The organism is Pseudorhodobacter turbinis (genome assembly GCF_005234135.1).
Classification (GTDB): domain Bacteria; phylum Pseudomonadota; class Alphaproteobacteria; order Rhodobacterales; family Rhodobacteraceae; genus Pseudorhodobacter; species Pseudorhodobacter turbinis.
Map to the genome: position 1 here is coordinate 1,485,786 of NZ_CP039964.1, position 12,493 is coordinate 1,498,278.

The window sequence follows — 12,493 nt, forward strand, 5'->3', positions numbered from 1 at the left end:
AGCCAAATGGCACATCGTCTCTTCGGCACCCTTCAAGTTAACTTTGTGAAGGAACGATGATGAACGGCTATAGTATGGGTTACGGCATGGGCATCGGCTGGATCGGGGCGATCTTGTGCATCGTTCTGGTCGGGCTTGTGATCGCAGCGCTGGTCAAATACCTGCGCAAATGAACCGAAAGGAACGACAATGGACTACACGATCAACCGCCTGATAGTGGACGCCGATATTGACGCCATCGATGCCCGGACCCGCGCTGCATTGAGCGACAAGGGTTTTGGTATCCTGACCGAGATCGACGTCAAAGCAACAATGAAAAAGAAGCTGGATGTTGAGATGCCTGCCTATCGCATCCTCGGTGCGTGCAATCCGAAAATGGCCCATGAGGCCATCGCGATTGAGCCGCGTGTGGGCGCGATGCTGCCGTGCAATGTGATCCTGCGCGAGGTCGATGGCGGCGTCGAGGTCAGTGCAATTGATCCGGTGGCCTCGATGCAAGCGATCGATAATGCCGAACTGAATGCCGTCGCGGGCCAAGTTCGCGACCTATTGGCTAAAGCCGTCGCAGCGATTTGAGATGGGCCTGCGCACCGGTATACTCATGACTATTGCAGGTCTCGGGCTGGCCGGGCTTGGGCTGTGGTGGTTTGCGCCATCGGTGCTGGTTGATGCCCGGATGCTTCTGGACCGCGAAGCGCTTGAAGCGCTGGTTGCACGGGCGGGTATTTGGGGCCCGTTGCTGATTATCGGGCTCGTGGCCGTCGCGGTGGTCGCCAGCCCCATTCCCAGCGCGCCGATTGCTCTGGCCGCGGGGGCTGCGTACGGGCATGTCTGGGGCACCATTCAAGTAGTGATCGGTGCCGAGCTGGGGGCGCTGATTGCGTTCGGCCTCGCACGGGTTCTGGGGCATGATGTCTTGCGGCGGGTTTTCGGCACCTCGGTCGATGCGGGGTTGCTTGGGTCGCAGAACGCGCTGACCGGAACCGTATTTGCCAGCCGCCTGATGCCTTTCGTGTCCTTCGACATCATCAGCTACGCGGCGGGGCTCAGCCGCTTACATGCCTGGCGTTTCGCCCTTGCAACGCTGGCTGGCATCGTTCCGGCGAGTTTCGCCCTCGCACATTTCGGCGTCGAGGCGGTCAGCGGAGACTTTGGCCGGGCCACTTGGGCAGTTCTGGGTCTCGGCCTGATCACCGGATTGCCCTTACTCTGGATTGCGACAAGACAACAAGCAAAGAAGGAAGCCTGATGAAGAAGATCATGTCACGGCGATAACACGCGAATGACCCGCTTTGGGCCGCTATTCGCCGGATGATCCTGACAACGCTCCGCCGATCCACCACCTTCGCGACACGACCCCGATTGTTGACGCGATGAGACTTAAGGAAAGCATGGCAATGACGGAGACTTATAAGAAAAACAGCATCAGCTTACCCGGCGCGGTTGCCATGGGCACCGGCGTGATGATCGGTGCGGGCATCTTCGCTCTGACCGGACAAATTGCCGAGCTTGCAGGACCACTTTTCCCCCTTTCTTTCGTCGCCGGTGCGATCGTGACCGCGTTCAGCGCCTACACCTACATCAAGATGTCGAACGCGTTTCCGTCCGCGGGCGGTATTGGCGTGATCCTGAAGAAAGCCTACGGGCGGACGACGGTCGCGGCGGGTGCCGCACTCCTTATGACATTGTCGATGGTCATTGCCGAAAGTCTCGTAGCGCGCACTTTTGGCACCTACACGATCCGGGCGTTTGGCGGTGATCCGAACAGCAGCCTTGTCCCGGTCATCGGTGTTGTTCTGATCATCCTTGCCTATCTCGTGAACGTGGCCGGCAGCCGCTCGGTCGGGCTTTTGTCTATCATCATGGCCGTGATGAAGGTCGGCGGTATTGCACTGTTCGGTATGGCAGGTCTCTGGGCAAGTGGCTTCACCTTCTCAGCAACGGACGGGGATACGCGTGCTACCGGCTTTGTGGCCTCGGTCGCGCTCTCGATCCTGGCCTTCAAAGGCTTCACGACAATCACCAACAGCGGTGCGGAGATCACCAATCCGCACCGCAACGTGGGTCAGGCCATTGTCTTGTCCATCGTAATCTGCGTGATCGTTTATCTGCTTGTCGCCTTCTCCGTAGGCTCCAGTCTGCCACTCGACCAGATCATTGCGGCGAAGGACTATGCCTTGGCAGAGGCGGCCCGGCCCGCTCTCGGGCAGACCGGCTTCTATCTCACGATAATGCTTGCGCTTGTAGCTACCGCTTCCGGCCTGATCGCCAGCGTTTTCGCCGTCACGCGAATGTTGGCGATGCTGACCGAAATGAAAATGATCCCGCACAGACATTTCGGGATGCCGGGAGGGGTCAAGGACCATACGTTGATCTACACCGTTGTGATCGCGGGCTTTCTGACGGTCTTTTTTGACCTCAGCCGCATCGCCTCGCTCGGCGCTTTCTTCTACCTCGTTATGGACATTATCATTCACGTGGGCGTTTACCGCAATCTTTGTCGAGAGATCGACGCGCGAGGGTGGGTTCTGTTGACAGCGATAGCACTCGACGCCGTGGTTCTGATCGCCTTCACTGTCCTGAAATGGCAGTCCGATCCGCTGATCGTCCTAATTGGCGTCATGGGCATGGCACTGATATTCGTGTTTGTCGGCGTCTTTCTCGCACGCAACCCGGTTCGCGAGGACCTTCACGACCACCAATGAAAAAGGGGTTGAGCTTCCAGTGGCTGGATACTTCATACTTCATACTGCAATAAATCAAAAGAAAGTCGGCAGAACATGGATCACGATCATCAACACGCTAAGTCGGTCATTCCTGAAGGGGCTGATACGGCCAAAGACCCGGTCTGCGGGATGACGGTCGCGATTGAGACGGACACGCGTGAGGCGGACTTCCAAGACAAAACCTTCCATTTCTGCTCCGAAAAATGCCAAACGAGGTTCAAAAGCGATCCTTGGTTCTACGCCTCGGGCCGCGCGGAAGGGCGCAAGAAGGCCGTGCCGGCCAACGTTCAATACACCTGTCCGATGCACCCGGAGATCGTCCGCGACGCACCGGGGCCTTGCCCGATCTGCGGCATGGCGCTAGAGCCAATGTTGCCGACAGATGAGCCCAGCCATGAACTGACAGATTTTACGCGCCGGATGTGGATCTCGGCGGCGGCGGCGGTTCCGCTTATTGTGCTGACAATGGGTGAGTTCGTCGGGCTGCCTGTGCGCGACTGGATCGGGCATCAGACGGCCAGCTATCTGGAATTCGTTCTGGCGACACCAATCGTACTTTGGGCGGCCCTGCCGTTTTTCAAACGGGGTTGGGATTCGGTGATCAACCGGTCGCCCAACATGTGGACGCTGATCAGCCTCGGTGTGGCTGCGGCCTATCTTTATTCACTCGTGGCGACATTCCTGCCGGGCGTATTCCCTGACGCTTACCGAATGGGCCAGGGTGTGGGTACATACTTCGAGGCCGCAGTCGTCATCATCGCGCTGGTCTTTGTCGGCCAGGTGCTGGAACTGCGAGCGCGGGAGCGCACCGGCGACGCGATCCGGGCACTTCTCGATCTGGCTCCCAAGACCGCGCGACGGATTTTGCCCGACGGGACAGAATATGATGCGCCGCTGGAGAATATCATGGAGGGCGATCGGCTGCGGGTGCGCCCCGGCGATGCGGTTCCGGTGGACGGCGTGGTGGTGGATGGCCGGTCGAGCTTGGACGAAAGCATGTTGACTGGCGAGTCCATGCCGGTCGAAAAGGGTCCGGGCGATGCGGTGACGGGTGCCACGATCAACAAGAACGGCAGCCTTGTGATGGAGGCGGGTAAGGTCGGCGCCGATACCGTGCTGGCGCAGATCGTGGCGATGGTCTCAAATGCGCGGCGCTCGCGGGCGCCGATCCAAGGCATGGCTGACCGAGTTTCTTCGATTTTCGTGCCAACAGTGGTGGGAGTAGCGATCTTCGCCTTTTTCATCTGGATGGTCTTCGGTCCTGCGCCGGTTTTGGTCTATGCCATCGCCTCGGCAGTCTCGGTGCTGATCATCGCCTGCCCCTGCGCGCTGGGGTTGGCCACACCGATTTCGATCACCACGGCGGCGGGGCGCGGCGCGCAGGCGGGAGTGCTGATTAAGGATGCGGAGGCGCTGGAACGCATGGCGGGCGTCGATACACTGATCGTAGATAAAACCGGCACATTGACCATGGGCAAGCCCAAGCTGACCGACACAATTGTGCTGGGGGATCTGGTCGAGACAGACCTTTTGTCGCTGGCCGCAGCGCTGGAACGGGGCTCTGAACATCCTCTCGCCGAAGCCATCGTCGAAGGTGCCGAGGCGCAGGGTGCCGCGCGGCAGGACGCCGCGGATTTCGAGGCCGTAACCGGCAAAGGCGTGCGCGGCAACGTCGGGGGCCGCGCCGTGGCTCTCGGCAACACGGCGATGATGCAGGACATGGGTCTTGATACGACGCAGGCCGAGGAAAAGGCCAATAGCCTGCGCGCGATGGGCAGGACGGCGATGTTTGTCGCGGTTGATGGCGCACTGGCGGGCATTGTCGCGGTGGCGGATCCGATAAAGGACAGCACTGCGCAAGCCATCAACGAGCTTCATGCGCAAGGGCTGCGTGTGATCATGGCAACGGGCGACAATGAGCGCACCGCAAAGGCAGTGGCGGCAACGCTGGGCATCGACGAGGTGCGAGCAGGTGTTCTGCCGGAAGACAAGAAGAAGCTAATCGACGAGCTGCGCAAGCAAGGCCACAAGATCGCGATGGCAGGCGACGGCGTGAATGACGCCCCTGCGCTTGCCGCCGCTGATGTCGGCATTGCCATGGGAACAGGGGCCGATGTAGCAATGGAAAGTGCCGGCATCACTCTGTTGGGCGGCGACTTGATGGGCATTGTACGAGCCAGAAAGCTGGCCCGCGCCACGCTGCGCAATATCAAGCAAAATCTGTTCTTCGCCTTCGCCTACAACGCCGTCGGCGTACCGATCGCGGCGGGGCTGCTTTACCCCATCACCGGGTTGCTGATGTCGCCAATGATCGCGGCAGCAGCAATGAGCCTGTCTTCGGTGTCGGTCATCACCAACGCGTTGCGACTGCGGCGGATTGATCTGTGAAGGGGACGACAATGGCCGAACGGAGGGACCGCTGGAAAGACGTCAGGGCAAAGCATAGGCCCGAGACTAGCAGGTTCTCGGCCCTAGTCTCATGTGACCCCATAATTACCGCAGGGTTGTGGGACTGAGGTGCCCATCATGGTAGTGCGGCGCCGAAACCGCATTCTCGACTTTGGCTGTTTAATGTGCGGTCCTTGATCCGGCACCTCTTTGGCATGCGTTCCGGTTGATTTCCCAAGACCGGGCGGCGGCGTCCAAGTTCAAGAACAGGGCACGGAATCGCATCCGCGCCGATCTGTCTCCGAATGCCGTACAGCAAGTTGTGTAAACAGCTCGACCAGACACGGAACGCTAGACGGGCGGTGGATGGGGTGTCGTGGCTCATCGTCACCAATCGAGTGGAGCAACAATGGTGGAGAGAGAAATCCGCACGCCGCGCTTATTTTCGAACGCGGCGTGCGGATCTCGACCGGATCAGGGGCGGTAAGTGATGCCACTTGCTCCTTCACCGACCGGAATGTTGGCAAGAACCGCCTGGCTTGCGACGTCGATCACCGAGACGGTCCCATTGAACATGTTGGTTACGAAAACATTTCTGCCATCGCTGCTGACCGTCACGCCATGCGCCCCGCGTCCCGTGGGGATTGTTGCCGTGACACTGTTTGTCGCAACATCAATGACTGACACCGTATCGTCAGGGTCGGCTTCGGTGCCCTGATTGGCGACATAGACGAAGCGCCCATCCGGGGTAGCATAAAGCTGGATGGGGCCTCGCCCAACTTTTACGGTTGCGATAACTTTCTGGGCATTGGTATCGACCACCGCCACGCTGTTCTCGTCGCGCAGTGAGACATAGGCGCGGCTGCCGTCAGGGAGAAATCCGACCTGTACCGGAGTGGCACCGACATCTATCCGGGCCACTTCCTTCAGCGTGCCGGTGTCGATGACTGATACGTTGCCGCTATTCACGTTCGCCACCCAGATTACGCGCCCATCAGGGCTGGTCCGCTGTCCGTGTGGATAATCCCCGGTGGCAACGCTTGCGATGACCTCCCGCGAGGCCAGGTCGATGACGCTCAGCGTGTCATCAGCGGCATTGGTCACAAACGCGCGTTTGCCGTCGATGTCAGTGATGACATGCGCGGGATGCATTCCCACCGGAATGCGCGCCATCGGACCTGCGGCAAGGTCTTTCGGATCGAACAGGACCAGTTCGCCGCCGCCCTCCATGCCCGCCATAGCGCCGTGGGATTGCTCCTCGCCATGGCCCTCATCGTTGCTGGCAGCCATACCAACGGCAAGCAGCAGGCTGCCATCCGGACTGATCTGCACATTGTGGGGCACGATCGTTGCCGGAACGGTGGTGACATCGCCGCTCGACAGGTCGATCCGGCTGAGGGAGTTACTGTATTCATCAGCGGTAAAGACCATGCCGCCGGCCGGGAGGGTCGTCCCGGTTTGGGCAATTCCGGCGCTGCCCCAAGCGATAGTCGCGACGGTCAACGCCACGACCAGACTACGCCGGCACATCGTGGCGGCATGAGGATGAATGGATCCAAGGATCCGGTTTGAGCCCCGAAGGGCACGATTCTCGTGTGTCATTTTGGATATTCCCATAAGATCTGTTGCCCGACCGATTGAGGTCGAAGTTCACCGAATTGGCGCCCATGTGGACGCGACGGCGTTAAACGGCCAGCATGATCTTGGGTGGAAATGGGTCAGGTGCTGCGCTTCGACTCTGCATCATGGCGAAGGCTTGCGAAAAGTTCTCGGAGCCAGAGGCGGGCGCGATCTGCTCGAATGACTGCGGGATCGGCACGCAGAAGGCACAGGCGATATGCGCGCCGACCCCGCCATGATAAGTCTTCTGGCCGGGTTGCTCACAGCATGGGGCTAGGTGGCCCATCACTGCCACCACTTCCTGCGTCGCCGCCGGTCGCGGCGCGGTTGTAACACTACCACCAACAACTGAGCTACTCAGCGTCAGAAAAACAGCAAACAACAAAGCTAACGGCACCGTCGCCGAAAGGACACGGCTCCATGACTTCTGTCCACGAATGTTCAACGTCAATGCCATATGTCACAAGGCTGCTCTGAGGGTGCCTATTGATTCTATATGTCACCGCGGCACGCAGCAAGTTGACCTAAGTCAAGCCTGCGGTTCCGAATGCACAAAAATGACGTTTAAGAAAATACCCATTCCTCCGGAGAACAATCCTCGCTGCGCTGGACCAGCGGTTGTAGACCATTGCCGCATTAGCCCTGCACGGACAGCCCATGGGGTGTTTCCCGAGAAGACGCTGTCACACTGTTTCTGCTAAACTCTGTCACGTTGGTGAACGCGCCAGGCGGCTGGGCGAACGTCCGCGAGCACAAAAGAGCGCCAATGAAATTGATGTTAGATGCAGTTTATCGTCTTCTTGTGAACCGTGATACTGACCTGCCCCCGAGGCTCCCCCATTCAGAACGAGAGTTCGCGGGTCTGGATTTCATGTTCTGGACCTGTCCCGGTTTCATTTTGGGCAAGCGCGTCGTGCGCGGAGCACTCAAATTGCTAAAGCGCTCGACGCGCTTCTGGGGTGTTTGGTTTCGGGGGGCAAGTCAATACTCTTGCGCAGGGACTGCGCGAGGGAGGGTGTCGATGTTCAAGATGGCACGTGCCCATCGCGGGCCGATTTCAGCCGGGCAGAGGTCCAACGCGCCGCGTTTAAGGACTATCGCCGTCCGAGCGCACAATTCTTGTGAAAAGCCTAGGCGATGATGCGATGTGAGTTTGCGCGCTGAAGTAAATAGAGGTCGTCTTTCGCCAGGCAGGGAAGGGGAAAAGTAAATTGGATCCTGCGATCATAAGGTAGCGAAGCAGCGATTGTTCACGTCTTCCCTCAAAATCAACCATGAGGATCAAAAAGACTACCCGTTGCAAATGCGTCGATCACCGCGCTGGATCCTCTTCGGAAAGCTATTCTATTCGTCCAATCCTAGTGGTTTTCCGGACCACTCAGAGTTGGCCAGTGCCGATGGTTATCGTCGATGACAATCGGATGACTATGCGTGCGGCTTCCGTTCAGATGGGGGTGATCCATGGAAAGATCATCATGAGAGTGTTCAAACGATCCTGCATCGTTTTGCGGCCAGAGTATAATCCCGGCGAACATCCCGATTGCTGCCAGAAGTGCCAGCGTCGCAAACGCAGTCATTGGTCCCGCGACCGTGATGAGCCAGCCAGCAAGGGGGTAAGTCACCAGCCAGCAGGCATGTGACAGGGCGAACTGCGCGGCATAAACAGCGGGACGGTCTTCGGGGTGTGCGGATCGTTTGAGCAACCGTCCCGACGGCGTTAACACGACTGAATAGCCGATCCCGATGATGAGCCAGCCTGCAAGGAGCGCGACCCACTGGGTATCATAGAGTAGTGACATCAAGGACAGCCCCAATAGAGAGGTGACCAGCAAGGCCGCTCCACCGATCATGACCGGACGATCGGGCACCTTATCCAAAAGCCGAGGCAGTAGAAGTGCGGCCAGCATCGAACCGCCTCCAAAGGCACCGAGGGCAATGGCCACTTGGCTGTCCCCGAGGCCCAGATTGGAGCGAACCAGAACCACGGTGTTCACCAGCACCATCGCACCTGCCGCCGCCGCAGCGAGGTTCAGTGACAAAAGACCACGCAGGCGGGGAGTGGCGAGATAAATACGCATCCCCCGCGTTGTGCGCTCATATATGCCGCGTGGGGGGGTTGGTTGAGGGCTGGGCAGCAAAACCGAAACGACCAGAATGGCAGAGCCGACAAAGCCGATGACTGTGCCCAGAAACAACGCCTGATAGCTCAGGAAAGCCAAAAGAATTGCGGCCAGTGCGGGGCTGATCAGGTTTTCCAGATCATAGGCCAGCCGGGACAGCGACAAGGCGCGGGTATAACGATCTTCTTCGGGCAGGATGTCGGGGATCGTTGCCTGAAATGTGGGCGTGAAGGCTGCCGACGCGGATTGCAGCACAAAAATCAGGATATAGACCTGCCATATCTCGCTGACAAACGGCAGGCAAAGTGCCACTGCGGCCCGGATCAAATCAAGGCTGACCAGCATGGTGCGGCGCGGCCAGCGGTTGGCAAAAGCGCCTGCCACCGGGGCTATGCCGACATAGGCCACCATCTTGATCGTGAAAACTGTTCCCAGAACCATACCGGCCCGTTCACCGGAAAGATCATATGCCAGCAACCCAAGGGCGACAGTGGCAAGCCCTGTGCCAAGCAGTGCCACCACTTGGGCCAGAAACAGGTGACGATAGGTGCGGTCGGATAAAACAGAGAGCATAATATACCCTTCAAAGATATTTGATGATCAGCTTAAATCTGCAAGGCTCGTCGTCTTGGCTGACCCGACAGCGACATCATCGAGGCAATGGTCAATTTGATCCCGCCATGGTCCGTTTGGCTTGAACGGTGCGTTCGCGCTCAGACCAGCTGGATTTGATATAGGTGAGGATGTCTACGATGTCTGATTGGCTCAGTACATCGCCGAAGTCCGGCATGCCGCTGTCAAAGGCCACACCCATCTGCGCGAGCGCCGCCTCGCCGCCCAAGGTAATATAGGCGACAAGGTCAGCATCGGAATGATGCCAGGTGTGGCCGGTGACGTCATGGGGCGGTGCAGGATAGCGCCCATCAGAACCGGGGCTGCGCCAATCTGGCTGACCCTCAAGGTTTTCGCCATGGCAAGAAGCGCAGTTTGCACCGTAAAGGACGCGGCCGCGCCTCACGCCAACGTCGTCGCGGGCAAACATATAGAGGGCGGCCCCTATGGTTCCCACAAGGGCCGCCGCCCCGAGAATGAGAACGCCCGACCTCATGCCCATTCTATAAGTGAGGCATGAGTAGCGCGCATATGCCACCGCATCAGTTAATCCCGTTCGCGCGCTGTAACTCGCGCACATAGGCAACAATCGCGCCCAGTTCTGCTTCCGTCAGCGCTTGGGGGACCGGTGGCATATTGCCAAATTTCCAGTGATGCGCTCGCACGCCATTCCGCGCAGCCAGAAAGAAAGCGGCATCCCCGTGATGCGACGGCTCATAAATGCGGTGGACAAGCGGTGGCGCGATGCCATCCTGCCCGGCCGCATCTGCGCCGTGGCAAGAGGCGCAGACCGCGTTGTAATATGTCTCGCCCTGACCGGCCTGTGTCGAAAACTCTGCTGGAACCATGACCTCCACCATTGGTGCCGCCGACACCGCCGATGAGGTGCCTGCAGCAGATGCCGAAACCGGGTCTTTGGTGGGCTGGCCTTGGGTCCAATACCAACCCGCCAGGGCGATGACGGCAACACCCAATGTGCCAATGAGTCTCTTGTTCATGATAAAATCTCCAATCTGTCTTCGCCGTCCATGCGGCGTGCGCGCATTCCTCTCGCCGTCAGCTATGCCAACCGGATGAGGCGCAGTGAATGTGTTTTGCCACCGGGAGGCACCCGGTGGCAGGGGTATTAGGCTGATACGGCAAACTCGGTCATCATGCCGGTGAAGAGGTGCGGCATGTGATGGCAATGCAGCATCCAGCGCGCGGCCTCACCTGCATCCAGCGCAATCGTCACCATGGTCATCGGCGGCACATAGACCGTGTCGCGGATCGCGCCGTCGATATCGCGTCCGTTGATGTTTACCACCTGGAACACATGACCGTGCAAATGCATGGGATGCCCCATCATCGACATATTGTGAAACGACAAATGCACCCGCTCACCAGTCTTGGCGGTGATCGGCGTGTGATCGCCCCAGGTCTGCCCGTTGATGGTCCAGAGGTAAGGCTGCATCGCGCCACCCAGCATAATCATGTGGGAACGATCCACCGGACGCGGCGCAAGCCCGGGTGCGCCGTCCGTTCTTGCCGCCCGCAGCGCGCTCTCTTGCGCGAGGTCAATATCGAACGGGCCGCTTTCAACGTCCCCCAAATCATCAATCCGGCGCACTTCTGCACCTGTCGTGGCAAGGATTAGCCCCGTGCGTTCGCGCGCGCCTTCGCGTAGAGCGAGGATCGGAAATGCCCCGGACTCGGGCAAGTCGATTTCGAGATCAAGCCGCTGTGCCATGGCGAGGCCAAACCGGGTTCCAGCCATCGGCTCGATGGCGTGGCCGTCCACCGCCACGAGCCGCGCAGGCACCCCGCCGGTATCAATCCAGAATGACGTCGCCGCCGCCGCATTGATTACCCGCAGCAGGACACGGCCCTTGCGTTCGACTACGATTACCTCAGGGTCAGCCAGCGTGCGATCATTGGCGAGATAGGCGTCGAAGTCGAAGTCGTTCAGGTCCATCTCCATCCCACCCATGGACATACCGCTCATTCCCATATTTCCGCCACTGCCCGACATCATGCCACCCATGGCCATGCCAGAATGATCCATACCTGACATGCCACCTCCGCTTTGCGCGGGAGCATCCATATTTCCCATTTCGTGATTCGCTGCCCCTCCTGTGATCTCTGCCAGCACCTCAGCGGCGGGTCGGAAGGAGAAGTCGTGCAGGAACATCACGACCTCTTGGCGGTCCGAGGTCAGATCCTCAGGCCGCCGCACGATCAGCGGGGCAGCGAGCAGGCTCATTTCCTGCACTGGCACATGGCTGTGCATCCAAAACGTGCCGGGCATCGCCGCATAGTCATAGCTGCGCGTCTCGCCCGGCTTCAAAAGCGGCATCGGCAGATCAGGCACGCCGTCCTGCTCATTGGGCGGGATTTGGCCATGCCAGTGGATGATTGTCTCCTCCTCCAAAGCGTTGGTCAGATCCACGCGGAATCTCTGACCGGGATCAAGGATCAGCCCTTGTTTACCCGATCCATTGGTCAGACCCATGACGCTGGCAGCGCGACCGCCAACCTCGATCACGCGCGTCGCTGCGGTCAGGGAAAGTGGTGCGCTTTGCGCGAAACTCAGGCGCGGAAGGGCAGTGGTGGCAGCCAAAGCTGCGGATGCGGCCAAAAAGCCGCGGCGTGTTAGGTCATGTCTCATTGTGAATTAATCCATCATACCCCGAAAGGGGCGCATCGGTCTGGAGCCACAACTCGGCTCCGCGCATTAACCGTTCAGATGGATTTGGGAGGCCTATCAGCCGTCTCGATCATCCGCCCGCGCAGGATAAGGGATATCGCAGCCCGATGCGCAACTGGCCGAAAGGCCATCGGGGCCTGATCTGGAGTTGGAAACCAAATCGCAATTGATCCGAGACAGGCCGTCGCGCAGGCACCGGTCATCGAATGATCTGCAGGGCCGCAGTGCTCAACAGCACCAACGTGCTCGCTCATGACGGGTTGTTCTGTGTGGCATGGTGCCCAGGTCGTCTGCGATTGCGCAGCCATTGCGGCATGTGGAGAAAGGACGCCGAATAGCGC

The 12,493-nt window shown here is 59.2% G+C and carries 10 protein-coding genes; 4 read left to right on the forward strand and 6 right to left on the reverse strand.

Annotated features, from left to right (window positions below; genetic code table 11):
- The first annotated feature begins 189 nt into the window (after nt 1-189).
- The 4 genes from EOK75_RS07155 (at nt 190) to EOK75_RS07170 (ending at nt 5,114) form a co-directional block, all read left to right on the forward strand.
- The gene (locus EOK75_RS07155; protein ID WP_137193213.1) at nt 190-576 is read left to right on the forward strand and encodes a DUF302 domain-containing protein; all 387 of its coding nucleotides are present in this window, start codon (nt 190-192) and stop codon (nt 574-576) included.
- A 1-nt stretch (nt 577) separates the two neighbouring features.
- A complete protein-coding gene (locus EOK75_RS07160; protein ID WP_137193214.1) occupies nt 578-1,249 on the forward strand; it encodes a TVP38/TMEM64 family protein in 672 nt (223 codons plus the stop codon).
- 148 nt (nt 1,250-1,397) lie between these two features.
- Nucleotides 1,398-2,705 (forward strand): APC family permease, encoded by a 1,308-nt coding sequence (locus tag EOK75_RS07165; protein ID WP_137194324.1) that lies wholly within the window; start codon nt 1,398-1,400, stop codon nt 2,703-2,705.
- Between the two features lie 75 nt (nt 2,706-2,780).
- Nucleotides 2,781-5,114, forward strand: a complete 2,334-nt coding sequence (locus tag EOK75_RS07170; protein ID WP_137193215.1) for a heavy metal translocating P-type ATPase — start codon at nt 2,781-2,783, stop codon at nt 5,112-5,114.
- A gap of 474 nt (nt 5,115-5,588) precedes the next feature.
- Here EOK75_RS07170 and EOK75_RS07175 read toward each other — a convergent pair whose 3' ends face one another.
- From EOK75_RS07175 to EOK75_RS07200, 6 genes are all read right to left on the reverse strand, one after another.
- Complete coding sequence (locus EOK75_RS07175) at nt 5,589-6,716, reverse strand: YVTN family beta-propeller repeat protein (RefSeq protein ID WP_205965443.1); 1,128 nt, start codon at nt 6,714-6,716, stop codon at nt 5,589-5,591.
- Nucleotides 6,717-6,798: 82 nt separating this feature from the next.
- Nucleotides 6,799-7,191: a hypothetical protein gene (locus EOK75_RS07180; RefSeq protein WP_137193216.1), complete on the reverse strand. Its 393-nt coding sequence runs from the start codon at nt 7,189-7,191 to the stop codon at nt 6,799-6,801.
- 901 nt (nt 7,192-8,092) lie between these two features.
- Nucleotides 8,093-9,427 carry an MFS transporter gene (locus EOK75_RS07185; protein ID WP_137193217.1) on the reverse strand — a complete coding sequence of 445 codons (1,335 nt, stop codon included), beginning with the start codon at nt 9,425-9,427 and terminating at the stop codon, nt 8,093-8,095.
- A gap of 91 nt (nt 9,428-9,518) precedes the next feature.
- Nucleotides 9,519-9,962 carry a c-type cytochrome gene (locus EOK75_RS07190; protein WP_137194326.1) on the reverse strand — a complete coding sequence of 148 codons (444 nt, stop codon included), beginning with the start codon at nt 9,960-9,962 and terminating at the stop codon, nt 9,519-9,521.
- A gap of 46 nt (nt 9,963-10,008) precedes the next feature.
- Nucleotides 10,009-10,464 (reverse strand): c-type cytochrome, encoded by a 456-nt coding sequence (locus tag EOK75_RS07195; protein WP_137193218.1) that lies wholly within the window; start codon nt 10,462-10,464, stop codon nt 10,009-10,011.
- Between the two features lie 128 nt (nt 10,465-10,592).
- Nucleotides 10,593-12,113, reverse strand: coding sequence for a multicopper oxidase family protein (locus EOK75_RS07200; RefSeq protein ID WP_137193219.1), 1,521 nt, complete (start codon nt 12,111-12,113; stop codon nt 10,593-10,595).
- Nucleotides 12,114-12,493: the final 380 nt, after the last annotated feature.